Here is a 24,973-nt window from a genome sequence, read left to right on the forward strand (position 1 = left end):
GCTGTCAGCGTCCGGGGTGGGCAGCCGCCGGGGCGGTCAGCGTCCCCGGTGGTCGGCATCACGGGGGTCGGTGTCTGCGGGCGGGGCGGTTATCCACAGGTGCGCGATCGCGGGACGCGCGCCGGCTCGCGGCCGCATCGTCGAGGCATGAAGTTCTTCACGGACCTGATCGACTTGCTCCTCCCCGAATCCTGCGCCGGGTGCGGCGGGGTTCCCATCCTGCTGTGCGACGCCTGCGCGGTGCCTCTGCGAGCGCCTGCAAGGCCCGTGAGGGCGACGCCGGACGGGCTGCCGCCCCCGTGGACCGTCGCGGCCTACGAGGACCCTCTCCGATCGATCCTGGCCGCCTACAAGGAACACGGCCGGACGGCCTTGGCCGTCCCGCTGGGCGAGGCCCTGGCCAGATCCATCCGGGCGGCCCTGGCCCCGCACCTCACTTCACCTGCCCGGAACACTTCACCTGCCTGGAACGAAGGCCGTGGCGCGACGGGTGAGCAGCCGCCGCAGCGAGCGGCTCCGCGAGACGATCGGGTGCTTCGCCTGGGCCATGATCCGCCGATCGTGGTGTGGGTGCCGTCGAGACGCCGCGCCGTCAGGCGACGCGGCCACGACGCCGTGCAGGGGCTGGTGGACGTCGCGGCGGGGCGGTTGCGGGCGGACGGCGTGCCGGTGATCGGCGTGGACGCCCTGAAGCAGCGCGGACGGGTAGCCGACCAAGCCGCCCTTACAGCCACCCAGCGCACGGCCAACCTGCAAGGAGCCCTCGAAGTCAAGCCCCAAGCCGACGTAGCGGGCCGCCTGGCAGTGCTGGTGGACGACGTCGTCACCACCGGCGCCTCGTTAGGCGAGGCGGCCCGAGCACTCCGCGCCGCGGGGGCCGACCTGCTGGGCGCCGCCACCGTCGCCGCGACCCCCCGCCGCCGCCCCTGACCGGCGGCAGGCTGCCCGGCAGGTGGCGGGTGGGTGACTTTCTTCACGTCCGGAGACCGCGGCGGCAGACAGTTACCTTGGGTAGTCGGCCTCGTGACCGGGATATCTCGTCTTGAGGGATGTATGGGGTTATGCGAGTCACGTCACCTCATGGAGGGAGTAGAGATTCATCAAACTCACCGTGGGGCCAGCTCGACCTGACCTGCGGGTGCATCGGACGCGCAACTGGCGCGCACACGGGGGTTCACGGCATGTGATGGGCTTTCGTGGGGCGGCACTGGGTCCCGCTGGGGCAGGTACCGATGACGGTCAGTGAGTTTTTCCTCAGCTCACCCCCCTGACATTCGTGGCGTAAGGGGTTAGCGTTCCTGACATGGCACCCGCCCGGGTCCGTGGTTGCGTCGGATCGCCGTGCTCGTCAGGAGCACGACAGGTGGTCCGGCTAGCCGATGCCAGGCGCAGGCGAAACGGCCCACGTAAGGCGACTTCTCGTCGACCGATCACGGTGCGCCTTAGAGGTAAGTCCTGCCCCGCCGGGGGATCCGACATCCCCCGAACAGGGAGAAGGGCAGTAGTGGCGAGAGCGCCGCGAGCCCCTCAGCAGGCGGATGTGGGGACGAAGACCAGGTCGGCCGGGCGGGTGCGACCCACCGTCCTGTGGCGCGCGCGCCGGGATCCCGGGCAGCGCCGACTCGCAACCGGGAGAAGGGGGGGCCCGCGTGAACATCACCGTGAGGGGCCGGCACACCGAGGTCAACGACAGGTTCCGCCGGCATGTCGACAACAAAATGGCCAAGATCGAGCGGCTCGACCAGAAGGTCATCCGCGTGGATGTGGAGGTGTCCGAGGAACATAACCCACGGCTCGCCGATCAGCGCGAAAGGGTCGAGCTCACGATCCGCTCCCGTGGCCCGGTGATCCGGGCCGAGGCCGCCGCCGACGACCGCTACGGAGCCCTCGACCTGGCGCTCGACAAGCTGGAGTCGCGCCTGCGCCGCGACGCGGAGAGGCGCAAGGGCCACAGCGGCAAGGGCCGCGCCAAGCTCGCGACGATGGAAACGCTCCCCGAGGCGCTCCCGGAACCGATCCCCGAACCCCCGGCCGCCGCTCCGGAGCCGGCCGTGGACGAGCCGGTGAAGGTGTCGCCGGACGAGAACCTCGTCCCGATCCCCATGGACGGCGACGGCCCCCTCGTCGTCCGCGAGAAGTTCCACAAGGCCGAGCCGATGGGCATCGAGCAGGCGCTGTTCGAGATGGAGCTCGTCGGCCACGACTTCTTCCTGTACCGCGACAAGGCCAGCGGGCATCCCTCGGTCGTATATCGGAGGAGAGGCTGGGACTACGGAGTCATCAGGCTCGTCGAGGAGTGAGCGATGCTCTCCGACGAAGGCCGCTCGACGAAGGCCGCTCGACGAAGGCCGGCCGGTGATGCGGCACTCGCGTCACGTCACCGTCCGAACCATGTAATGATCTGAAAGGCGTACCAGCCGATCCGCGGACGCGGTGGTCCGGGGGATCCGGTACGGCGCGAGCGCCGCTCGGCCGGCCGTCCCGGGCCCGCCCGGTCACCGCCGCCCGCGACGGCACGTCCCGCGGGCCCCGGATTCGCTGGCGACCCACCCGGGAACCTCCCGGGGCGCACAGCAGTTCACCGGGGAGACACCCCGGCCCGAAATCCCCCGGGTTCGCCCCCGGACCACGTAGGTTCCCGAGGACGACCCGTCGGAGAGCAACCCTCCGGTAGTTCCATATCGCTGAATAGTGAAGGGGGGAAGCGGCGTCATCTCCACGCCGCGACTCTGGTGAGCGAGAATCCCGAGGCTCGCGACGCCGCGGCGGTACCCCGTCAGAGCGGCTCCGGCGCAACCCCCGCCGACCGGGAGGCGGCACAGCCGGCCGGCACGGCCGACCCGATCCGCGTGCTCATCGTCGACGATCACGCACTGTTCCGCAGGGGTCTGGAAATGGTCCTGCAGGGCGAGGACGACATCGAGGTCATCGGCGAGGGCGGCGACGGGCACGAGGCCGTCGAGATGGCCGGAGACCTGCTGCCCGACGTCGTCCTGATGGACATCAGGATGCCCCGCCGCAGCGGCATCGAGGCGTGCACGGCCATCAAGGACGCCGCGCCCAGCGCGAAGATCGTCATGCTGACCATCAGCGACGAGGAGGAGGACCTCTTCGAGGCGATCAAGGCCGGGGCCAGCGGCTACCTGCTGAAGGAGATCTCCATCGACGAGGTCCCCCAGGCGGTCCGCGCGGTGCACGGCGGCCAGTCGCTGATCAGCCCGTCGATGGCGTCCAAGCTCATCACCGAGTTCGCCGCGCTGGCCAAGAGCAGCGAGGAGCGCACCCAGCAGGTCCCCGCGCCCCGCCTCACCGAACGCGAGATGGAGGTGCTGCGGCTCGTCGCCCGCGGCCTCGGCAACCGGGAGATCGCCCGCGAGCTGTTCATCTCCGAGAACACGGTGAAGAACCACGTCCGCAACATCCTGGAGAAGCTCCAGCTCCACTCCCGGATGGAGGCCGTCGTCTACGCCGTCAGGGAGAAGCTCCTGGAGATCACCTGAGCCCGGTGCGACCGGCAATCGGCTTTTGTCGGTGTTGTGAAGTAGCATCGCCGACGTGGTCGAGGCAGAACTCAGCGCGGACGAGGCACGGCGGCTCCAACTGCGCGCCCAGGGTTTCCTGGGTGCGCGCCCCAAGGGCGGCGTATCGGCGATGCTGGAACGGCTCGGCGCCGTCCAGCTCGACACGATCTCCGTCCTGGCCAGGTCTCATGAACTGGTCCCCTACGCACGCCTGGGGCCCGTCGGTCGCACCGCGATCGAATCCGCCTACTGGGGCACGAACGGCGCCGCGCCCCGCAAGGCCCCCGCTCCCGGGACGGCCCCCGCTCCCGGGGCGTTCGAGTACTGGGCGCATGCCGCGTCCCTGCTGCCCATGGGCGACTGGCCGCTCTTCGCGTTCCGCCGCCGCGCCTACCTGCGTCGCGGCTGGCGCTGGCACAAGGTCCCCGAGGGCGTCTGCGACCAGATCCGCGAGCGGCTGAAGGCGGACGGCCCACTGACCACCAGGGAACTCGGCGGCGCCAAGGCGAGCGCCGACTGGTGGGACTGGAGCGACCACAAGATCGGCATCGAGTGGCTGCTGGACATCGGCGAGGTCGTCTGCGTCGAACGCGTCGGCTGGCGACGCGTCTACGACCTCGCGGAACGCGCCGTCCCACCCGGGCTCCTCGCCCAGGACCCCGACGACGACGCCTGCCTGACGGCCCTCATCGCACGGGCGGGACGGGCTCTCGGCGTCGCGACCCGCGGCGACCTCGCCGACTACTACCGGGTCAAGCAGGACCAGGTCGACCGGGTGATCGGCGGAACCGGGCTGGTCCCCGTCACGGTCGCCGGCTGGCCCCAGCGGGCCTGGGCCGACCCCCGCGCGCTGGTCGCCGTGCCGCGTGGCAGGCACGCCACCACCTTGCTCTCGCCGTTCGACTCCCTGGTCTGGGACAGGGCCCGAACCTCCCGCGTGTTCGGCTTCGACCACCGCCTGGAGGCGTACGTCCCCAAGGCCAAGCGCGTCCACGGCTACTTCGCGATGCCGCTGCTGTCCGGCGGCCGCATCCTCGGACGCGTCGACCCCGCCCGCGAGGGCCGCACCCTCATCGCCCGCCAGGCGTCACTGGAACCCTGGGCCACCAGCACCCCGGCCCGCGCGGAAACCTCGGCCGCCGCCCTCGCGACAGCGCTGTGGCGCGCCGCGAGCTGGGTCGGCTGCGACAACGTCCGGGTCGAAAGATCAGACCTGCCCGGGGCCGTGCTCGATTCCGCCCTGACCGCCGCCGCCACCCCCGCCTAACGCTGCCGAGCGCTCTCAACTCGTATAGAGGTGGGAATCAGGGGTGGTCTGGAGGTTGTTGGTGCAGGGTGCGGGACTCTGCCTGTCGGTTCTGGGCTTTTGGACTAGCCGTGGGGGGTTTCCTGGGGGTCGGTGGCGACCGGGCGGTGCAGTACCTCGCCCTCCGGGCCGCCGCGGCGCTTGTCGGAGCGTGCGCCGAACAGGGAGTAGTCGACGATCTCGGGGATGACCCGCGGAGCGTCGACGACGACGTCCGAGAACAGGTGGACGAGGCCGCTGACGACCATGCCGAGGACGATGATGCCGACACCGACCCAGAGCATGATCCACATCGGGCCCAGGCAGAGGGCGACGCCGCCGACGACGAAGCCGGTGAAGATGATGCCGACCGCGACCCATGAGCCCGGGCGGCCGGAGTGCGATCCGTACGACTCTTCGGACATTCCGTCTCCCTCCGTGCTGTGACGACATCCTCTCCGGGACCCGCACGGTCAAACGGAACGCGCTGTGGATTGCGCTGTGGAGTGACCTAGACCATTCTGGGTCTCGCCTACGATGGGCATCGTACGTGTGGTGTGCGTGCCGCCTGGAGCGGTGACCCACGATCTGCAAGGAGCCTTCTAGAGTGCCGCCAGTCATCGACAAGATCCTTCGTGCGGGCGAGGGAAGAACCCTGCGCAAGCTCAAGAAGCTCGCGGATCAGGTCAACTCGATCGAGGATGACTACCTCGAGATGAGCGACGCCGAGTTGCGCGAGCAGACTGAGAAGTTCCGGGAAGAGTTCGCCGAAGAGGTGGCGAAGCTGACCGAGAAGGGCAAGAACGAGAAGGAGGCCGAACGCGAGGTCCTCAACGAGCTCTTGCCCTATGCCTTCGCGACCGCCCGTGAGGCCGCGCGCCGGGTCCTGGGCCAGCGACATTTCGACGTGCAGGTCATGGGCGGTGTTGCGCTGCACCTGAGCGAGCGCAAGATCGTCGACGAGCGCAAGCGCGGCCACGAGGACCTCGGTCAGCGCAGCACCCGTCACGTCGGTTACATCGCCGAGATGAGGACCGGCGAGGGCAAGACCCTGACCTCCGTGCTGCCCGCCTACCTCAACGCGCTGACCGGCAGGGGCGTCCACATCGTCACGGTCAACGACTACCTCGCCAAGCGTGACGCGGAGTGGATGGGCCGCATCCACCAGTTCCTCGGCCTCGAGGTCGGTGTCGTCCTCCCGCAGATGACGCCGGACGAGCGCCGCGCCGCCTACAACTGCGACATCACCTACGGCACGAACAACGAGTTCGGCTTCGACTACCTGCGCGACAACATGGCGTGGACCCTGGACGAGTGCGTCCAGCGCGGCCACTACTTCGCGATCGTGGACGAGGTCGACTCCATCCTCATCGACGAGGCCCGCACCCCCCTCATCATCTCCGGTCCGGCCGAGCAGAACTCCAAGTGGTACGGGGAGTTCTCCAAGTTCGTGACGCGCCTGCGCGGCGTCGAGATCATCGAGGAGCGCCTGAAGTCCGAGGACGACAAGCAGTGGGCGCGTGAGGCGCGGGAGAAGTACGACTACGAGTACGACCCCAAGAAGCGCACCGTCGGCGTCCTGGAGAAGGGCGTCGAGAAGATCGAGGACCAGCTCGGCATCGACAATCTCTACGACCTGTCCCAGGCGTCGCTGGTGCCGTACCTTCAGAACGCGCTCAAGGCCAAGGAGCACTACAAGCGCGACAAGGACTACGTCGTCATGAACGGCGAGGTCCTGATCGTGGACGAGTTCACCGGCCGCATCCTGCACGGCCGCCGCTACAACGAGGGCATGCACCAGGCCATCGAGGCCAAAGAGGGCGTGACGATCAAGGACGAGAACCAGACGCTCGCCACGATCACCCTGCAGAACTACTTCCGGCTCTACGAGAAGCTGAGCGGGATGACCGGTACGGCCCACACCGAGGCGGCCGAGTTCAACCGGACCTACAAGCTCGGTGTCGTCGAGATCCCGACGAACAAGCCGATGATCCGCGACGACGTCTCCGACGTGGTGTACAAGACCGAGCAGGCCAAGTTCGAGGCGGTCGTCGACGACATCGCGGAGCGGAACGAGAAGGGCCAGCCGGTCCTGGTCGGCACCACGTCGGTGGAGAAGTCCGAGAAGTTGAGCAAGATGCTCAAGCGGCGGGGCATCTCCCACCAGGTCCTGAACGCCAAGCACCACGAGCAGGAGGGTGCGATCGTCGCCGAGGCGGGCCGCAAGAAGGCCGTCACGGTGGCGACCAACATGGCCGGGCGCGGCACCGACATCATGCTCGGCGGCAACCCCGACTTCCGCGCCGACCTGGAGCTGCACCAGCGCGGGCTGTCTCCGCTCGAGACGCCCGAGGAGTACGAGACGGCCTGGCCGGAGGCGCTGGAGAAGGCGAAGGCGGCCGTGGAGGGCGAGCACGAGGAGGTCGTCGACGCCGGCGGCCTGTACGTGCTGGGCACCGAGCGGCACGAGTCGCGGCGCATCGACAACCAGCTGCGCGGCCGTTCCGGCCGGCAGGGCGACCCGGGCGCGTCCCGGTTCTACCTGTCGCTGGAGGACGACCTGATGCGGCTGTTCAACGCCGCCCGCGTCGACTCGATCATGACGCGGCTGAACATCCCGGACGACGTGCCGATCGAGTCCAAGATCGTCACGAACGCGATCCGGTCGGCGCAGAGCCAGGTCGAGCAGCAGAACTTCGAGATGCGCAAGAACGTCCTGAAGTACGACGACGTGCTCAACCGGCAGCGCAAGGTCATCTACGCCGAGCGCCGCAAGGTCCTGGAGGGCGAGGACCTGGAGGAGCAGGTCCGCCGCATGATCGACGAGGTCGTCGCGGGCTATGTCGCGGGCGCCACCTCCGAGGGCTTCGCCGAGGACTGGGACCTCGACAAGCTGTGGACGGCGTTCAAGCAGCTCTACCCGATCTCGATCACCGTCGACGAGCTCGTCGAGGCCGAGGCGGACGGCGACATCTCCTCGCTGGACGCCGAGACGCTGGCCGCGAAGATCCGCGACGACGTCCAGGCGGCCTACGACAAGCGCGAGGAGGAGCTCAGCGCGGAGGTCGTGCGCCAGCTGGAGCGCCGCGTCGTCCTGTCGGTCATGGACCGCAAGTGGCGCGAGCACCTCTACGAGATGGACTACCTCCAGGAGGGCATCGGCCTCCGTGCCATGGCGCAGCGCGACCCGCTGGTGGAGTACCAGCGCGAGGGCTACGACATGTTCAACGCGATGCTCGACGGCATCAAGGAGGAGTCGGTCGGCTACCTGTTCGCCCTCGAGGTCGAGGTGGAGGAGCAGCCGGAGACCCCGGCCGTCGGCGCCAAGCCCGTCTCGGTGGCCAAGTCCGCTACCGGCACCGACGCGGAGGACGACGTCGTCGCCTCCGACGACGTGGAGGAGGCCGAGGAGGTCCCGGCGATCAGGGCGAAGGGCCTGGAGAAGCCGTCGCGTCCGAAGAAGCTGGACTACTCGGCCCCGACCATCGACGGTGACGGCGGTGTCGAGCACCACAGCGAGGAGACCCCGGACGAGTACGCGGGCGTGAACCGCAACGACCCGTGCCCCTGCGGCTCGGGCAAGAAGTTCAAGCGCTGCCACGGCGACCCCCGCAACAAGAACAAGTAGGCCCGGAGAGACAAGTAGGCACGGCGAAAGCGGCCTTCCCGACCTGGGGAGGCCGCTTTCGCGCGTCAGGGGCGCGCGGGGTCAGGGGGCGGTGGCCGTCGTTTCCAGGGCTGTGCAGCGCCAGCGGCCGCGTGTGTGGTCGAGGCGTAGGGCCAGTGCGTGGGCGCGTCCGGCGATGACCACGACCGAGGCCGTCTCCGCCACCGCCGGCGCGGGGCGCTGCAGCCGGGTGGACAGCACCTTCGGCGGGACGATCCGTGTGCCGCGCCGGGCCGGGCCGCGATGCCGGGCCATCTCCCGGCACACCGCGGGGACGGCGACCAGCGACAGCTGGTTCGCCGGCCGCGTTCCCGCCAGGACCTCCACCACGAGCCGCACGGCCGCCTCCGCGACGGCCCGGACTTCCGCGTCCACCCCGTCCGCCGGGCGTACGAGCCGCAGGCCCGGCGGACGTGCCGGGGGCGGTTCCGAGGGGCGGAGCGCCAGCGTTCCCCGCGTCGGGGCGGGCGGCTGCGCGGTGCGGTACCGGATGAACCGGACGGCGGAGGACCTGGCTGGACGTTGGCGCATGCGAAACCTCCTGGCTCGTTTCAAGACAGGAGTCGCGAGGCCCGCGATAAATACATCCTGGCCAGGTACGGCCTTCCGCGTAACGCCCGGCCACGGCTCCAGAACACGCGTCCGAAAATGAAGCGGCGGGACGCTCGGAGCGTCCCGCCGCCTGGGAGCGAGCCCCGGACCGTGCGGGAGTCCGGGACTCGTGGGAGCCGGGCCGGTGGGCTGACCGGCCCGGACGGGGGCGCCGCGGGGATGAGGGGGCGCGGCGCCCCGAGGTGCTGTGTTCGGCTAGGTGCCGGTGTTCAGCTGTCGGACGAGGAGCCCCGTGATCCGCCGTCGGGGTCCTCCTTGCCCTTCACATCGCCTTCCGGGGAGTCCGGCGGTTCTGCGTCCGAACCCCGGAGGCTCTTGCCCCCGCCGGACCCGCTGCCGGCCCCGGCGGCGGCCATCTCCGGTTCGGCGGCGGGGTCGACGGCCGTCGACTCCTCGCCTTCCGGTTCCCGGCCGGGCGTCGCGAAGTTGAACTTCACGATCATGAACTTGAAGATGAAGTAGTAGAGGAAGAAGTACAGGACTCCCATGCCGAGGATCAGCAGGAGTCCCTCGGTATTGTCCTTGCGGGCGTTCAGCAGCAGGTCGATGCCGCCCGCGGAGAAGCCGAAGCCGAGTTGGGCCCCGGCCGCCTCCAGGACCGCCATCGAGATGCCGGTGAGCACGACGTGCACCGCGTACAGGACGGGCGCGACGAACATGAACGCGAACTCGATCGGCTCGGTGACGCCGGTGATGAACGCGGTGAGCCCGGCGGAGATCATGATGCCGCCGACCGCGGCACGGCGGTGCGGGGGAGCGGCGCGCCAGATGGCGAGGGCCGCACCGGGCAGGCCGAACATGAGGACGGGGAAGAACCCGGCGAGGAAGCCGCCCGCGTCCGGGTCGCCGGCGAGGTAGCGGTTGATCTCGCCGTTGACGGCGCCGTCGGGTCCTTCGTAGGTGCCGAACACGAACCAGATGAGCGAGTTCGGGATGTGGTGGAGGCCGAACGGCAGCAGCAGCCGGTTGATGACGCCGTAGATGCCGGCTCCGGCCGCGCCCGCCCCGGTGATCCACTCGCCGAAGTCGGTGAGCCAGCTGCCGAGCACGGGCCAGAGGAACCCGATCGCGATGCCGAGGGCGAGGCCCGCGACGGCGGTGATGATGGGGACGAACCGGCGGCCGCCGAAGAACGCCAGCCAGGTCGGCAGCTTGATCCGGTAGAAGCGCTGGTAAAGGAGCGCGGCGATGAGGCCCATGAGGATGCCGCCGAGCACGTCCGTCGGGTTCTTGGCCCCCCAGTCGATGACCGGGGACTCCGCGCCGTCCGCCACCGTGGTGATCATGACGGTGTCTTTGAGTTCATCGGTGTGCGAGAACATGATCTTGGACACGCGGTCGAAGACCAGGTAGCCGACCACGGCGGCCAGCGCGGTGGAGCCGTCGGACTTCTTGGCGAAACCGATCGCCACGCCGACCGCGAAGAGCAGGGGCAGCGCCGCGAACAGCGCGTTGCCGGCCTCGCCGACGATCTCGGCGATGCGGTCCCAGCCGAGGCCGTCCTCGCCGAGCATGTCGGCCTGGCCGAAGCGGAGCAGGAGCGCGGCGGCGGGCAGCACGGCGATCGGCAGCATGAGGCTGCGTCCGATCCGCTGCAGCACCGCGAGGGCGCTCGACCCTCGGCGTGGTGCGGAGTCCACTGTCGTCGAAGTCATCGCGAGATTCCTCCTCAGGGGTTATTCAGGAGTGTGGCGGGGGGTTTCCGAGGGCCGTGTGGATCTGGTAGCGGTCCGCCCTGTAGGTCGACACGCCCAGCTCGGCGCACACACCTCCGGTGTACGAGCGGCGTTGCAGGAGCAGCACGGCGCTGCCCTTGGAGATCTGCAGGTTCCTGGCGTCGGCGGCGTCGGCCAGGCTTGCGTCGATGGTCTGGTCGCCGGCGTCGAAGACCAGCCCGTACACGGCCTCGAGGACGCCGTACATGGAGCGGTCGGCGAGGCGGCGGTCGAGCAGGTCGGGGGCGAGCGAGGCCAGGATGTGGGAGCGCTCCACGGCCATGGGCTCGCCGTCGGCGGTGCGCAGGCGTTCGATGACGTGGATCTCGGTGCCGGGTTCGACCTCGAAGATCCGGGCGAGTCGCGCGTCGGCGGGGACCGTCCGGCGGTCCAGGTCGATCGCGCCGGGGTGCAGGCCGCGGACCAGCATGTCCTCGGTGAACGAGACGAGCCGCAGCGGCATCTCGATCTTGGGCCGGGCCACGAACGTGCCCTTGCCCGGGACGCGGTAGAGCCGGCCCTCCGAGACGAGCTGGTCGACCCCCTGCCGGACGGTCATGCGGGACAGCTCGTACCGGGCGCACAGCTCGCGCTCCGACGGGATCGGTGCGTCGACGGGCAGTTCCGCGCTCTCGATGAGGTCGAGCAGGATCGCGCGGAGCTGGAAGTACTTCGGCACGGGACTGTGCGGATCGATGGTGGTCACGAGGGTCCTCGCCGGCCGGAGGCCGGATCGATGGGATTCGCCGGATTTCGACGGGTATGAGGTGGATGGATTTTCGGGACGGTCTTCGGAGGTTCGTACTGGTCTAGGCCGGACTAGACCACAGGATCGAAAGTCATGTCAATGCACGAATTCGTAACGACCGGATCACGTCCTGACGACCGCCGGACGGAAGGAACTCCCAGGTCAGGCCCAATTCCCGGACGCTCTGTCCGTTTTGGAGGCCGGCGGCGAAGGTCCGTGTCCGGCCATCGGATCGGAGCCGTCCCCCTGCGCCCCGATCCGGAAACGGATCCGCCCGGCGTCTTGCGGCCCCCTTCGATTCGTGGAGTATGGTACGTACTGGTCTAGTCCGGACTAGACCAGTGAACCCGGGCGGATCGACCAGCGATCGTCGTGTCGCGGAGAGTGCGCAGCCATGGCATCACTACTGATCACGGCCTCCAACATGATCATCACCCCCGCGGAGGGTTCTACCCGCGTGCTCTCACCGGGATTCGTCCGCGTGGAGAACGGTGTGATCGCCGAGGCGGGGGAGGGGCGCCCCGGCACGCCCGACGTCGACCTGCCCGACGGGCTGCTCGCCCCCGGACTGGTCGACCTCCAGGTGAACGGCTACTTCGGCCACGACATGGTGGACGCCGGCGAGGCCGGCTGGCACACCGTCGTCTCGCGCCTCCCCGAGACCGGCGTGACCGCGTTCCTGCCCACCTTCATCACGGCCCCGGTCGAGACGCAGGCCGAGGCCCTCCGCCGCACCCGCGACCTCCTGCCGCGACTGCCGGACGGGACGCGCGTCCTCGGAGTCCACCTCGAAGGCCCGTTCCTGTCCGAGAAGCGCAAGGGCGCGCACAACGCCGTCCATCTGACGGACCCGGAGCCCGAGGCGATCGCGACGCTGCTGGAGACCGGGCTGGTCAAACTGCTCACCCTCGCGCCCGAGCGGAACGGCGCGCTGGAGGCGATCCGGACCCTGACCGAGGCCGGCGTCCTGGTCAGTGTCGGGCACAGCGACGCCACCGCCGCGCAGGCCGCCGCCGCGGCCGACGCGGGCGCCCGCAAGGTCACCCACATCTTCAACGCGCAGTCCGGCGTCCACCACCGCGACCCGGGCGTGGCCGTCCAGGCGCTGATCGACGACCGGCTGAGCCCCGGCCTGATCCTCGACCTGCACCATGTCGCGCCGGAGGCGGCGGCGCTGGTGTTCCGGGCCGCGCCGGGACGGGTCGTGCTCGTCACCGACGCCGCCGCGTCCGCCGGGATGCCGCCCGGCACCTACGACCTCGGCGGCGAGCCGATCACGATGCCCGAGCAGGGCCCGCCGCTGCGCGCCGACGGCACGATCGCGGGCTCCGGCCTCCGGCTGGACGAGGCGGTCGGCAACGCGATCGGCCTGGGCGTCGGCACGGCCACGGCCGTGGACGCCGCGACCCGCGTCCCGGCCGACCTGATCGGCCGCCGCGACCTGGGCCGCATCGCGCCCGGCGCCGCCGCCGACCTGGTCTGGCTGGGCCCGGACCACCGGGCGCGTACCACGTGGGTGGGCGGGCAGGAAGTCTTCGGAGGGGGATCATGACCAGTCAGATGCGCGCCGAGATCGGCGCGCAGCCGGACGCGCTGTCCCGCACGATCGGCGCGCTGCTGCCGCGGCTGCCCGACCTGGAGGCGCTGGCCCGCGAGACGCGGCAGGTGCTGTTCATCGCGCGCGGCTCGTCCGACAACGCCGCGGTGTACGGGCGCTACCTCGTGGAGTCGCACACCGGCCGGCTGGCCACGCTCGCCGCGCCGTCGATCGCGACCGCCTACCGGCGCAGCCTCGACCTGGACGGCGTGCTGGCCGTGGCGATCAGCCAGTCCGGCAAGACCGAGGAGATCGTCGAGACGCTCGACTGGGCCGGGGAGTGCGGCGCCCGGACGGTCGCGGTCACCAACGGCGAGGGGTCACCGCTCGCCGAGGCGGCCGAGGTCGCGCTGATCACGCAGGCGGGCGACGAGATCGCCGTCCCGGCGACCAAGACCTATACCACCCAGCTCGCCGCGCTGTCCGTCCTCGGACTCGGGCTCGGCGCGGACGCCGACATGGACGACCTGCGCCGCGTCCCCGACGAGGTGGCCCGGGTGATCGCGCTGACCGAGGCGTCGCCCGCGCTCCCGGAGATCGTCGAGGAACTGGCCAAGGTCCCCGGCGCGGTGGTGTCCGGGCGCGGCATCGCGTTCGGCACCGCGCTGGAACTGGCGCTGAAGATCAAGGAGGCGTGCTACCTGCACGCCATGGGCCTGTCGTATGCCGACCTGCTGCACGGCCCGATCGCCGTCGTCGACGCGCAGACCCCCGCCCTGCTGGTGGCCGCCGGCTCCGGCCCCACGCTGGCCGGTACCGTCGCGCTGGCCAGGCGGGTCGAGGGGGCCGGCGCCCGCGCCTACGGCGTCGGCGGAGGCGACGAACTGGCGGCGGCGTGCTCGGCCACGCTGCCGGGCCCCGCGCTGCCCGAATGGGTGGCGCCGCTGGGCCTCATCGTCCCGGGCCAGATGATGGTGGAGAACCTGGCCCGCCGGCTCGGTGTGGATCCCGACGTTCCCCGTGGCCTCAACAAGGTCACCCAGACAAACTGAACATATTTCATCCGGCCTATTGCCGAGACCGTCACCTGGCGCAGACCACCGAGGATGAAAAATGTTCACTTGAGTTCCGATCCCCGTCACGGCCCGCCGGGCCGTGCCCCACCCGGACCTAGGAGAAGAGCATGGACAAGGCCGAGGCCATCGTCGCCGCGCTCGGCGGCGCCGACAACATCGTCGAGATCGAACCGTGCGCCACGCGGCTGCGCACCGAGGTCTCCGACGCCGGCAAGGTGGACGACGCGGCGCTGAAGCGGGCGGGCGCGCACGGCGTCATGCGCAGCGGGACCGTCGTGCAGGTCGTCGTGGGCCCCGAGGCGGACACCCTCGCCACCGACATCGAGGACATCCTCGACTGACCCTGTCCTCGACGAACAGAGGGGCCCTCCAATGACCCGAGTAATGTCACCGGTCGCCGGCCGGGTCGTCGGCCTGGCCGGCGTCCCCGACCCGGTGTTCGCGCAGGCCATGGTCGGGCCGGGCACGGCCGTCGACCCCGAACGCGGCCCCGGCCAGGCCATCGCGCCCGTCACCGGAAAGATCGTCAAGCTGCATCCGCACGCCTACGTCGTGGTGGACGGCGAGGGCCACGGCGTGCTCGTCCACCTCGGCGTCGACACCGTCAAGCTGAAGGGCGAGGGCTTCGAGCTCCTCGCCTCGGAGGGCGACGAGGTCACCGCCGGGCAGCCGGTCGTCGGCTGGAACCCGGCCGTCATAGAGGCGGGCGGACGCTCGCCGATCTGCGCGGTCGTGGCGCTGGACGCCGGCGCCGACGCGCTGTCGGACGTGGCGGAGTCGGGTGACGTGACCAAAGGCGCCGAGCTTTTCACCTGGAGTTGAGCGAATGAATCAGACGGCTGGAACCGGGGAACCGGCCGCATGGCGGTGATCGGCCTGGGTGCCGCGGTGTTCGACCTCGACGGCACCCTCATCGATACCGAGCCGCGCAACCGCGTGATGTGGTCGCGGCTGTTCGACGCGCACGGCGTCCCGTACGACGAGGCGCTGATCGCCTCGTTCGCGGGGCGCCGTGGGCTTGAGGTGCTGGCGGACCTGGCGCACCTGTTCCCCGGCCGGACGGTCGAGGAGCTCTTCGAGCAGGTGCTGTCCTACGGGGCGATGCCGGGGATGCCGCCGGTCGCGCCCGTCGCCGGCGCGGTCGACCTCGTCCGCTCGCTGGCGGACTCGGGGGTGCCGCTGGCGGTGGTGACCTCGGGGGAGCGCACCTACGCCGAGGGCCTGCTGGACGGGCTGGGCATCCGCGAACTGCTGGACCTCGTGGTGACCGCGGGGGACGTCGTGACCGGCAAGCCGCACCCGGAGGGATACCTGGCCGCCGCGCGCGATCTGGACGTCCCGCCGGAGGAGATGATCGGTTTCGAGGACGCCCCGGCGGGCGTCGAGGCCGTCAAGTCCGCCGGAATGACGTGCGTGGGCGTCACCACCACGCAGCCGGTGGGCGCGCTGTCCGCGGCCGACCACGTGGTGGCCGACTTCAAGGAAGTGGACGTCGTGCCAGGCCCCGCGTTGCGGGTGCGTGGCCTGAGAACGCCCTGACGACCTGAATGCCGACCTATGAGCGTGCCGATATGAGAACGAGGGAGAGTGTGCAGTGAGCGAACGCACCGTCAAGATCGAGTCCAGGGTGGGGCTGCACGCGCGGCCGGCCGCGTTGTTCGTCCAGACCGCGGCCCAGGCCTCGATGGACGTGACCGTGGCCAAGCGCGGCGGTGACCCGGTCAACGCCAAGAGCATCCTCGCCGTGCTGGGGCTTGACGCCCGTCACGGCGAGGAGGTCACGCTGTCCGCGGAGGGCGCGGGCGCGGACGAGCTGCTCGACAGCCTTGAGAAGCTGCTGTCCACACCGGAGCCCGAGGGGGCCTGACATGCCGGACGTGTTGCAGGGCGCGGGAGTCAGCCCCGGGGTGGGCGTAGGGCCGGTGCGCAGCATCGCCGGGGCGGTACCAGAGCCGGCCGCGGGGGCCCGGCACGGCGGTGACGCCGCCGCGGAGCGCGACACGGCCCTTGCCGCGCTGGAGGCCGTCGCCGCCGACCTGGAGGAGCGCGGCGGCCGCGCCGCCGAGGCCGGCAACGCCGCCGGGCGGGACGTGCTGAACGCGCAGGCGCTGATGGCCCGCGACCCGGGCCTCGCCGACGGCGTCCGCGCAAGGATCGGCGAGGGGGTCGCGGCGGCACGCGCGGTGTTCGAGGCGTTCGGCGTCTACCGGGAGATGCTCGCCGGGGCGGGGGAGTACATGGCCGCCCGGGTCAGCGACCTGGACGACATCCGCGACCGCGCGATCGCCCGGCTGCTCGGCCTGCCGGTGCCGGGCGTCCCGGAGTCGGACGAGCCGTTCGTCCTGGCCGCCCGTGACCTCGCCCCCGCCGACACCGCCGTCCTCGATCCGGCGCAGGTCGTCGCGTTCGTGACGGAGGAGGGCGGCCCGACCAGCCACACCGCGATCCTGGCCCGGACGATGGGCGTCCCGGCCGTGGTGGCGCTGCCCGGCGCGACGTCCCTCGCCGACGGCACCCGCGTCCTGGTCGACGGCGCCGCGGGGACGGTGCGTCCCGATCCGACCGACGCCGAGGTGACCGCGGCGCGTGCCGCTGCCGCCGCCCGCGCGTCGGCCCTGGAGGAGTCCACCGGGCCGGGCGTCACCAGGGACGGTCACGAGGTCCCGCTGCTGGCCAACATCGGCGGCCCGAAGGACGTCGAGGCCGCGCTGGCGAACGGCGCCGAGGGCGTCGGGCTGTACCGCACCGAGTTCCTGTTCCTCGACCGCGCGACGCCCCCGTCCGGCGCGGAGCAGGAGGAGGCGTACCGGAAGGTCCTGGAGGCGTTCCCGGGAGGCCGCGTGGTCGTCCGGACGCTCGACGCGGGCGCCGACAAGCCCCTGGCGTTCCTGCCCGCCCCCGGCGAGGAGCCGAACCCCGCCCTGGGCGAGCGCGGCCTGCGGATGATGCGCCGCCATCCCGACGTCCTAGCCGCCCAGCTCGCCGCGCTGGCCCGCGCCGCCGCGGGCCTGCCCGCCAAGCTCCAGGTCATGGCCCCGATGGTGACCGACGCCGCCGAGGCCGCCTACTTCGCCGCCGCCTGCCGCGAGGCCGGCATCGAGCATCCCGGCATCATGATCGAGGTGCCCGCCGCCGCGCTCCGCGCCCACGACCTCGCGCCCGAGGCGGAGTTCTTCAGCATCGGCACCAACGACCTCACGCAGTACGCGTGCGCGGCCGACCGGCAGGTCGGCGGCCTCGCGCACCTCCAGGACCCGTGGCAGCCCGCCGTCCTCGACCTGGTCGCCCCCGCGGCCGGCGCGGGCGTCCCGTGCGGCGTCTGCGGCGAGGCGGCCGGGGACCCGGCGCTCGCGTGCGTCCTGGTCGGCCTCGGCGTGACGTCCCTGTCGATGAGCGCCCCGTCCCTCCCGCTGGTCCGCGCCGCGCTGGCCCGCCACACCCTCGACGAGTGCCGCCAGGCCGCGGCGGCGGCCCGCACCGCCCGAACCCCCGACCAGGCCCGCGCCGCCGCCCGCACCCATCTCCACGCTCTCGCCGACCTGGGGATATGACCGGGGAGACCTTCATGTGAACTCGGGGATTCCGAGACGCTCCTTGTCGCGCTCGATCCACGTGCTCTCGTTCGATGCCGCAGGAATGTCGACTTTCCAGCCATGAGCGTCGTACCGGAGCACGTAGTACTGCAGGATGAACGCACCGGAACCCTCGTCGTAAACGCTGACATGGCCGCCCTTCCAGTCCAGCTCCCAGTTGCGGACGATATAGGTGTCATGGCGCAGACGGACGGCTGTCGGCACCGTGACGTGGCGCAACCGGACGATGACGTCGTCGTCGAGTTTGCCGTACTGCTCGTCCCAGCCGTAGTCGCATCCCGGCTCGGCGAAGGTGGTGAGGTGGAACTCCGACGCCATGTACCCGCATGCGGCGATGTCCCCGGCGGCGAGCGCGCGGAAGTACTCGTGGAGCGCCATCCGCGCCGGGTAGCTCTCCGCGGGCTCGCGCGGCGTCGCCCGAGTGTCGACCAGAACGGCCGCGACCGGGAGCAGAGCCAGCCCTAGGGCAGTGAGGAGCGGGCGGACGAGCACAGGGACCTCCGGAGGGTGAAGCCGCACCGATGATCTCAGGTGCGGGGCCACCCGTCCGGCGACCGCCCGCGCCCTAGCCGTAGCCCAGGCCGTGGCCGACGGGCTTGCCGGCCGCCGGAACCGGGAGTTCGCCCGTGGGCTTGGCCGCGCCGCTCAGGACCTTGGCGAGCGCGTTGACCGAGACGGTGCTGGAGGAGTACGTGGCCAGTGCCGCCTCGGCGCCGGCGGCGGCATCGAGGTCGTAGGGGCGGCCGAGGGCGGCGACGACGACCGGCTTGGCGCCGAGTGCGCTGATGCGGGAGGCGGTGGCCTGCCCCGCGTTCTCCGTCGTCAGGACGGTGACGTCCGCCGCTCCGGTGGACGTCACCGTGATGCCGTGCTTGCGCAGAGCCGCGCCGAGGGTGCCGCTCTCCGGGCCGGTGACGGCGACCTTCTTGCCCTTGAGGGGGAGCAGGCCGCTCTTGTTGCGGACGAGGGTGACCGCGTGCTCGGCGACCCGCTGGGCGGTGGCCTTGTTCGCGGCGGTGCGGATCGCCGCGCCCGCCTTGGACGGGTCCACGGCCGTCGCCTGGAACAGGCCGCGCCGCTGCTTGAGCTTCAGGATGCGCGTGACCGATTCGTCCAGCCGCTTCCGCGTGATCTTCCCGGACCGGACCGCCTTCACGACCGCTCGGTGGGCCTGCGGCAGGTTCGGCGGCATCAGCAGCTGGTCGGCGCCCGCGTTGATCGCCCGGACCGGCACCTGCGCGTCGCCGTACTTCTCGCGGACCCCCGCCATCTCCAGCGAGTCCGTCGTGATCACGCCCTGGTAGCCGAGCGTGCCGCGCAGCAGCCCGGTGAGGACGTTCCTCGACAGCGTGGCCGGGTCGCCCGACCGGTCGAGCTTCGGCATCACGATGTGCGCCGTCATGATCATGTCGGCGCCCGCGGTGACCGCCGCCTTGAACGGGGGCGCGTCCAGCCGCTGCCACTGCGTGCGGGTGTGCTCGATCACCGGCAGGCCGGTGTGGCTGTCGGTGGCGGTGTCGCCGTGCCCGGGGAAGTGCTTGGCGGCGGCCGCGATGCCGGCGGCCTGGTAGCCGCCGACGGCCCCCGCCACCATCTCGGACACCAGTGCCGGGTCGGCGCCGAACGAGCGCAGCCCGATCACGGGGTTGCGCGGGTTCACGTTCACGTCGGCGACGGGCGCGTAGTCCAGGTTGATGCCGATCGCGCGAAGTTCGGTGCCGGAGACCTGGGAGGCGGCGCGGGCGTCGGCGGGGTCGCCGGTCGCGCCGAGCGCCATGTTGCCGGGGAACCGGGTGATGAACGGGGTGCGCGAGACGATGCCCTGCTCCTCGTCGACGCCGAGCAGCAGCGGGACGCCGGACGCCTTCTGCAGCGCGTTCGACTGCGCGGCCGTCCGCTCCGGCGTGCTGATGTTCCCGGGGAAGTAGATCAGGCCCCCGACGTGGTACTTCTTGATCTTCGCGAGGGCGTCGGAGCGGCTGGAGAACGTCGGCACGAACAGCTGCCCGACCTTCTCGGCCACGCTCATCTTCGCGACATGGCCGGGGATCCACGCGTCCGGCGCCGGGGCCGGGGTGCCCGCCGACCCGGGCGCGCCGGACGGGGCGGACGGCTCCCGCCCGCCCTTGCCGCCGTCGCCTCCGCCGCCGCAGCCCGCGACCATCACCGTGGCCAGGGCCGCCGCCGCGAACGCGAGTGGAGGTGAAGCGCGCATCCGACCAGGCCCCCCGACGTGGTCTCGGTTCCTCGGTCGCATCGGTCGTCGCGACGTTATGCGCTCCCCGGCCCGCTGTCGAACCGATCTCCGCGTCCCAGGGGGCAAGAGCGGGATCATCCGGTCTCACGGGCATCGGAGGCGCCTCGGTGGATCCGCTTCCACCGTGGTAACAACCTGATCACGATGGACCCCAGGATCGCAAGCCGGTTGCGGATCGTGTGGGGTCCATCGTGATGAACCCTGACGGTCTTGGCGCCGTCTTCTTTTCGGGGGCCGGCCGGGCCGCGTCTGGGTGGCCGGGCCGGGTCCGGCAGGCCGGGAGTGCGGCTCAGCCGGGCAGGGGGTGGCCGAGGCGGCGCAGTGCCATCCCGGCCGCGCCGACCGCCCCGTCGCCCGCGCAGCGCGGCGCCGCGGCGAAGCGGTCGCGCAGCCCGGTCCGGACGGCGTCGGCGACGGGTCCCTCGCGGAGCACCGAGCCGTGCATGACGACCGGTGCGCGGGGGTCGGCCAGGGCCGGGCGCACCGCGTCCACGTCGCGGAGCAGCCACTGCGCGGCCTCTTCGGTGATGCGGCGGGCCACCGGGTCGCCGGCGGCCGCGGCGGCGGCGACCACCGGGCCCAGCCGGCCGAGGGCCGAGGGCGGGCGGCCGTACACCTCCTTGATGATCGCTTGCGCCAGCCGGGGGTCGGGCGGGGTCCCGGCCACCTCGGGATGTCCCGGTGGGGCGGGCGAACCCGGCGGGCTGGTTCCGGACGGGGGACAGGGCCCGTTTCCGGGCGTCGGGCCGGGGGTCTCGTGGAGCAGGACGGCGGTGCCGCCGCCGGGCGAGCCGCCTCCGGTGGAGAGCGTCGCGGCCTGGGACAGGACGGAGGCGCCCGGTGCCGAAGAGGCGCCGGCCATCGCCGGCGCCCTCGGATGGCGGGGTCTTCGCCTCTTCGAGTCGATCTCCGCGACCACGGTGGCGCCGAGCAGCGCCCGCGGGACCGAATCGGTGAGCAGTGTCGGGGAGCCGCGGCCGTCGTAGGCGGCGAGCGCCGCCCGCACGGCCTCCTTCCCGAGCCATACCGCCGAACCCTCGTCCCCGACGAGCCAGCCGTAGCCGTCCGCGCGCTGCACGATCGTCCCGTCGCTGATGACCGCCGCGCCCGCGCCCGTGCCGGAGAACACCACGATGCCCTTGGGCTCGCTGGTTCCGGCGGCGAACGCCACCGCGATATCGGTCACCACCGCGGGCGAGCCGCGCAGGTCGGCGGCCTGCCATGCCTGCCGCGCCGCCGTGACGGCGGCGGGCCGGCCGGCCGAGCCGGCCCCGGCGATCCCGAAGACGCCGGTGAGGATGTGGGTACGGTCCAGGTCCCCGAGCGCTTCCCGCAGGGCGGTGGTCAGCGCCCCCGCGGTGTCGCCTCCGGAGTTGGGGTTGGCCCCGGGGCCGGTGCCGGAACCGGCCAGGGCACCCCCGAGCGTCAGCACGACGCAGCGGGTCTTCGTGCCACCCGCGTCGATACCGACCACGTAAGGACCGGCCAAATGGGTCAACACATGGCGACCGTAGCCTTTTCTACCGTTGACGTGACATCCTGCGCGTAAGAAAATTTCCTCCATGAGGAAACCCATCGGCTCCGAACGGAGCCCTGAGCAGCACCCCGATCGGGGGATCATCGGGGGGCCCGGTGCGCCACCGGACGAGGCGGCCCAGCAGGGCGACAAGGACGCCACGCCGCTGAGCACCGTGGTGCGGGTCCGCTCGCTGCTACCCTCGCTGCCCCCCGCCGAACGGCGCGTCGCCCAGCGCGTCATCGACGACCCCGAAGGGGTCGCCAACTCCACCATCACCGAACTCGCCCAGGCCTGCGGCACGTCCGAGACCACGGTCATCAGGTTCTGCAGGGCGATCGGGTTCCATGGTTATCCGGAGCTGCGGCTGACCCTCGCCACCGAGGCGGGACGGGCGCAGAGCGCCGCCGGCGGCAGGGTCATCGGCAGCGACATCAGCCCCGACGACTCGCTCGAGCAGATCGTCGAGAAGGTGACCTTCGCCGACGCACGGGCCGTCGAGGAGACCGCCGCCCAGCTCGACATCAAGATGCTCGAACAGGTCGTGGACGCGGTCGTCGCCGCCGAACGCGTCGACGTCTACGGCGTCGGCGCCAGCGCGTTCGTCGCGGCCGACTTCCAGCAGAAGCTCCACCGGATCGGACGGGTCTGCTCCGCATGGGCGGACGCCCACATCATGCTCACCAGCGCCGCGGTGCTGGGGAGCGGTGACGTGGCGCTCGGCATCTCCCACACCGGCGCGACGGTGGAGGTCATCGACGCGCTGGAGGTCGCCAAGACCCGTGGGGCCAAGACCGTCGCGCTCACCAACTTCCCCAAGTCCCCGATAGCGGAGGTGGCCGACCTGATACTGACGACCGCGGCGCGGGAGACGACCTTCCGCTCCGGCGCCACCGCGAGCCGGCTGGCGCAGCTCACGGTGGTCGACTGCGTCTTCGTCGGAGTGGCGCAGCGCACCTACGGGCCGACCCGCAAGGCCCTGGAAGCCACGTTCGAGGCGGTCCGCGGCCGGACCGTGCGACCCGACCGGAGGCGTCGGTGATCGATTGCGAGCTGCCCACCGAGGGGCGGAACCCCCGCACCCTCGACGTCGACACGCTGCCGACCCTGGAGGTGCTGCGTTTGATCAACTCCGAGGACGCGACCGTTCCGATGGTCGTGGCCTCCGTCCTGCCCGAGGTCGCGATGCTGGTCGACCTGTCGGTCGACTCGCTGCGCGGGGGCGGGCGCGTCCACTACTTCGGCGCCGGCACGTCGGGGCGGCTCGCGGTGATCGACGCCGCCGAACTGCCCCCGACGTTCGGCATCTGGGGCCGCGTGGTGGCCCACCACGCCGGCGGCCCCGGCGCGCTGTCCCAGGCGATCTCCGACGTGGAGGACGACACCGAACTCGGCCGGCGGGACGCGCAGGACGTCCGGCCCGGCGACGTCGCCATCGGCATCGCGGCGAGCGGCCGCACCCCCTACGTGGTGGGTGCGCTGCGCGCCGCCGCCGCGGTGGGGGCCCGCACGGCCCTGATCAGCTGCAACCCGCACACGCCGTACGGGGACGAGGTGGAGGTGCACATCGGCCTCGCCACCGGACCCGAGGTGATCAGCGGGTCCACGCGGATGAAGGCGGGCACCGCGACCAAGCTGGTGCTCAACTCCTTCTCCACCACGCTGATGGTCAGGATGGGGCGCACCTACTCCAACCTGATGGTCAGCGTGAACGCGCTGAACTCCAAGCTGCGCGCCCGGCTGGTGCGCATCCTCACCGAGGCGACCGGCATGGACGCCTGCACCTGCGAGAACGCGCTCACCGAGGCGGGGGGGAACACCCGCGTCGCGCTGGTCTCGCTGCTCGGCGAGGTTCCCGCGGCACGCGCGACGGTGGTCCTGGAAGAAACCGACGGCGGCGTCAGAGAGGCCTTGCAACGCCTGCGGTCAGCGTGATCGGAAAGGTTCGGTGAGGGCGGCGGGACCGCCGCCGAACGGGCGAAGGGACGGACCGGCGAGGGAGACGCCGGCCGATGGGGGTCCGTGATCACACGATCACCGGTGCGCCCGGTCGTGTGGTCACGGACATGTGAGGTTCATCCAATCGGCAGAACGCGGTTCGGGAGTCGTACCCGCGATCGCCTACCATCGGGGCCGTGCCTGCTGAAGAATCCGTGAGCGTCCAAGCCGTGATCACCGACTGGGGCGGCGTGCTGACCTCCCCGCTGACCGACGCGATCGACGTCTGGCTGGCCGCCGACCGCATCGACGTCGCGCACTACAAGAACGTGATGCGGGCCTGGGTGAAGCAGGCCTACAACGGCACCGAGACCAACCCCATCCACGGGCTGGAGGACGGCTCGATGCCCGTCGGGGAGTTCGAGCGGCTCCTCGCCGCCGAGCTGCTCACCGTCGAGGGCGGCCCGGTGGAGGCCGCCGGGCTGATCGGCCGCATGTTCGGCGCGTTCAGCCCCGTCCAGCCGATGTACGACGCGCTCCGCGCGGCCCGCGCCGCCGGGACCCGCACCGCGCTGCTGTCGAACTCGTGGGGCAACGAGTACCCCCACGACCTGTTCGCCGGCCTCTTCGACGCCGTCGTCATCTCCTGCGAGGTCGGGATGCGCAAGCCCGACGAGCGGATCTTCCGGCACGCCCTCGGCCTGCTCGGCCTGGACGCCGCCGAATGCGTCTTCATCGACGACATCGAGCACAACGTCCGCGCCGCCGAGCGGCTCGGCATCCGCGGCATCCACCACACCGCTCCCGACACGACGATCGCCGAACTGCGTGAGCTGAACCTGATGCCCTGACGTCTGGCAGACTTGCTGATCGTCATGCGCGTCTACCTGCCGTCCACGCTCCCGCTCCTCGCCGGCGTCCACGCCGCGAAGGAGATCGGTCCCGCGCCGCTCACCGCGCACGCGGTCACGCCCGCGCTGCGCGAGTGGTACGCGGGCGGCGACCTGGAGGAGCTGGAGTACGCGGCGCTGTCCGCCGCCGCCCGCGGCTCCCTGCGGCTGCTCGCCGCCGACCCGGCCGCGCCGCGCCGCCGCGTGGTGCTCGCCGCCGAGATGCCCGACGACCAGGTCGGCTGGGCCCGCGGCGACGCCGGGGTGGGCAGCGACGACCGGGCCCTGGTCGCACTGTCCGCGGCCGTCCCGTGGAAGAGGATCGCGTCCGGCCACGTGGACGACGCGGACGCCGCCGCCGACATCGCCGCCGCCGCGGACGCCGTCCCGGCCGCCGACGCCGGCGACGACGACGCCCGGTTCACCGTGGGCGGCGCCGAAGGCCACGAACTCCTCTGGTACGCCACCCAGGAGCTCCCTCACCTCCTCGCCTGACCCTCGCCTGCCAGGCGAACCGGGCGGGACGGTATTCGCCGGGTGCGGGCGGGTAGGTCCACGGCAGTCGACAAAGCCGTCGGATTCCCAGGGAGCGTCAGATGGACGCCGTCACTCCTGAAC

23 protein-coding genes are annotated in these 24,973 nt (G+C 71.5%); 16 read left to right on the forward strand and 7 right to left on the reverse strand.

The window, feature by feature from the left end; genetic code table 11:
• Positions 1–147: 147 nt before the first annotated feature.
• The 4 genes from E1285_RS10260 to E1285_RS10275 all read left to right on the forward strand — a co-directional run bounded on the left by E1285_RS10260 (position 148) and on the right by E1285_RS10275 (position 4,788).
• The gene (locus tag E1285_RS10260) at positions 148–930 is read left to right on the forward strand and encodes a phosphoribosyltransferase family protein (protein ID WP_132150519.1); all 783 of its coding nucleotides are present in this window, start codon (positions 148–150) and stop codon (positions 928–930) included.
• A gap of 719 nt (positions 931–1,649) precedes the next feature.
• On the forward strand, positions 1,650–2,300 hold the full coding sequence (gene raiA / locus E1285_RS10265; RefSeq protein WP_132150521.1) for a ribosome-associated translation inhibitor RaiA: 651 nt from the start codon (positions 1,650–1,652) through the stop codon (positions 2,298–2,300).
• Positions 2,301–2,843: 543 nt separating this feature from the next.
• Entirely contained in the window at positions 2,844–3,500 is a 657-nt protein-coding gene (locus E1285_RS10270) for a response regulator transcription factor (protein WP_207943750.1), read from the forward strand.
• Positions 3,501–3,555: 55 nt separating this feature from the next.
• Complete coding sequence (locus tag E1285_RS10275; protein ID WP_243722702.1) at positions 3,556–4,788, forward strand: crosslink repair DNA glycosylase YcaQ family protein; 1,233 nt, start codon at positions 3,556–3,558, stop codon at positions 4,786–4,788.
• Between the two features lie 104 nt (positions 4,789–4,892).
• Here the strand turns inward: E1285_RS10275 and E1285_RS10280 are convergent, their stop codons facing one another.
• Positions 4,893–5,231, reverse strand: coding sequence for an HGxxPAAW family protein (locus E1285_RS10280; RefSeq protein ID WP_132150525.1), 339 nt, complete (start codon positions 5,229–5,231; stop codon positions 4,893–4,895).
• A gap of 182 nt (positions 5,232–5,413) precedes the next feature.
• Here E1285_RS10280 and secA point away from each other — a divergent pair, with 182 nt between their 5' ends.
• A complete protein-coding gene (gene secA, locus E1285_RS10285) occupies positions 5,414–8,434 on the forward strand; it encodes a preprotein translocase subunit SecA (RefSeq protein WP_132150527.1) in 3,021 nt (1,006 codons plus the stop codon).
• An 81-nt stretch (positions 8,435–8,515) separates the two neighbouring features.
• Here secA and E1285_RS10290 read toward each other — a convergent pair whose 3' ends face one another.
• From E1285_RS10290 to E1285_RS10300, 3 genes are all read right to left on the reverse strand, one after another.
• Positions 8,516–9,004, reverse strand: a complete 489-nt coding sequence (locus E1285_RS10290; protein ID WP_132150529.1) for an Rv3235 family protein — start codon at positions 9,002–9,004, stop codon at positions 8,516–8,518.
• Positions 9,005–9,294: 290 nt separating this feature from the next.
• Positions 9,295–10,740 carry a PTS transporter subunit EIIC gene (locus tag E1285_RS10295; protein ID WP_132150531.1) on the reverse strand — a complete coding sequence of 482 codons (1,446 nt, stop codon included), beginning with the start codon at positions 10,738–10,740 and terminating at the stop codon, positions 9,295–9,297.
• Between the two features lie 25 nt (positions 10,741–10,765).
• Positions 10,766–11,506 carry a GntR family transcriptional regulator gene (locus tag E1285_RS10300; RefSeq protein WP_132150533.1) on the reverse strand — a complete coding sequence of 247 codons (741 nt, stop codon included), beginning with the start codon at positions 11,504–11,506 and terminating at the stop codon, positions 10,766–10,768.
• A 436-nt stretch (positions 11,507–11,942) separates the two neighbouring features.
• Between E1285_RS10300 and nagA the strand changes: the two genes are divergently transcribed.
• The 7 genes from nagA to ptsP all read left to right on the forward strand — a co-directional run bounded on the left by nagA (position 11,943) and on the right by ptsP (position 17,712).
• Positions 11,943–13,100, forward strand: a complete 1,158-nt coding sequence (nagA, locus tag E1285_RS10305) for an N-acetylglucosamine-6-phosphate deacetylase (protein ID WP_132150535.1) — start codon at positions 11,943–11,945, stop codon at positions 13,098–13,100.
• The gene (locus E1285_RS10310; RefSeq protein WP_132150537.1) at positions 13,097–14,137 is read left to right on the forward strand and encodes an SIS domain-containing protein; all 1,041 of its coding nucleotides are present in this window, start codon (positions 13,097–13,099) and stop codon (positions 14,135–14,137) included. The genes nagA and E1285_RS10310 overlap by 4 nt, the downstream gene beginning before the upstream one ends.
• A 131-nt stretch (positions 14,138–14,268) precedes the next feature.
• Positions 14,269–14,502, forward strand: a complete 234-nt coding sequence (locus E1285_RS10315; protein ID WP_132150539.1) for a PTS glucose/sucrose transporter subunit IIB — start codon at positions 14,269–14,271, stop codon at positions 14,500–14,502.
• Between the two features lie 31 nt (positions 14,503–14,533).
• Positions 14,534–14,983 carry a PTS glucose transporter subunit IIA gene (locus E1285_RS10320; RefSeq protein WP_132150541.1) on the forward strand — a complete coding sequence of 150 codons (450 nt, stop codon included), beginning with the start codon at positions 14,534–14,536 and terminating at the stop codon, positions 14,981–14,983.
• Positions 14,984–15,022: 39 nt separating this feature from the next.
• On the forward strand, positions 15,023–15,700 hold the full coding sequence (locus E1285_RS10325; protein WP_132150543.1) for an HAD family phosphatase: 678 nt from the start codon (positions 15,023–15,025) through the stop codon (positions 15,698–15,700).
• Positions 15,701–15,755: 55 nt separating this feature from the next.
• Entirely contained in the window at positions 15,756–16,028 is a 273-nt protein-coding gene (locus E1285_RS10330; protein ID WP_132150545.1) for an HPr family phosphocarrier protein, read from the forward strand.
• Position 16,029: 1 nt separating this feature from the next.
• Positions 16,030–17,712, forward strand: a complete 1,683-nt coding sequence (gene ptsP / locus E1285_RS10335) for a phosphoenolpyruvate--protein phosphotransferase (RefSeq protein ID WP_132150547.1) — start codon at positions 16,030–16,032, stop codon at positions 17,710–17,712.
• 12 nt (positions 17,713–17,724) lie between these two features.
• Here ptsP and E1285_RS10340 read toward each other — a convergent pair whose 3' ends face one another.
• The 3 genes from E1285_RS10340 to E1285_RS10350 all read right to left on the reverse strand — a co-directional run bounded on the left by E1285_RS10340 (position 17,725) and on the right by E1285_RS10350 (position 21,512).
• Positions 17,725–18,246 carry a hypothetical protein gene (locus E1285_RS10340; protein ID WP_132150549.1) on the reverse strand — a complete coding sequence of 174 codons (522 nt, stop codon included), beginning with the start codon at positions 18,244–18,246 and terminating at the stop codon, positions 17,725–17,727.
• Positions 18,247–18,319: 73 nt separating this feature from the next.
• Positions 18,320–19,969 carry a glycoside hydrolase family 3 protein gene (locus E1285_RS10345; RefSeq protein ID WP_132150551.1) on the reverse strand — a complete coding sequence of 550 codons (1,650 nt, stop codon included), beginning with the start codon at positions 19,967–19,969 and terminating at the stop codon, positions 18,320–18,322.
• A gap of 331 nt (positions 19,970–20,300) precedes the next feature.
• Positions 20,301–21,512, reverse strand: a complete 1,212-nt coding sequence (locus tag E1285_RS10350; protein ID WP_243722704.1) for a BadF/BadG/BcrA/BcrD ATPase family protein — start codon at positions 21,510–21,512, stop codon at positions 20,301–20,303.
• Positions 21,513–21,573: 61 nt separating this feature from the next.
• Between E1285_RS10350 and E1285_RS10355 the strand changes: the two genes are divergently transcribed.
• The 4 genes from E1285_RS10355 (at position 21,574) to E1285_RS10370 (ending at position 24,850) form a co-directional block, all read left to right on the forward strand.
• Positions 21,574–22,569 (forward strand): MurR/RpiR family transcriptional regulator, encoded by a 996-nt coding sequence (locus E1285_RS10355; protein WP_243722705.1) that lies wholly within the window; start codon positions 21,574–21,576, stop codon positions 22,567–22,569.
• Complete coding sequence (locus E1285_RS10360; protein ID WP_132150553.1) at positions 22,566–23,462, forward strand: N-acetylmuramic acid 6-phosphate etherase; 897 nt, start codon at positions 22,566–22,568, stop codon at positions 23,460–23,462. The genes E1285_RS10355 and E1285_RS10360 overlap by 4 nt, the downstream gene beginning before the upstream one ends.
• A 200-nt stretch (positions 23,463–23,662) precedes the next feature.
• Positions 23,663–24,316: an HAD family phosphatase gene (locus tag E1285_RS10365; protein WP_243722706.1), complete on the forward strand. Its 654-nt coding sequence runs from the start codon at positions 23,663–23,665 to the stop codon at positions 24,314–24,316.
• Positions 24,317–24,340: 24 nt separating this feature from the next.
• A complete protein-coding gene (locus E1285_RS10370; RefSeq protein ID WP_132150555.1) occupies positions 24,341–24,850 on the forward strand; it encodes a hypothetical protein in 510 nt (169 codons plus the stop codon).
• The last annotated feature ends 123 nt before the right edge of the window (positions 24,851–24,973 follow it).

This window comes from Actinomadura sp. 7K507 (genome assembly GCF_004348425.1).
Taxonomy (GTDB): Bacteria; Actinomycetota; Actinomycetes; order Streptosporangiales; family Streptosporangiaceae; genus Spirillospora.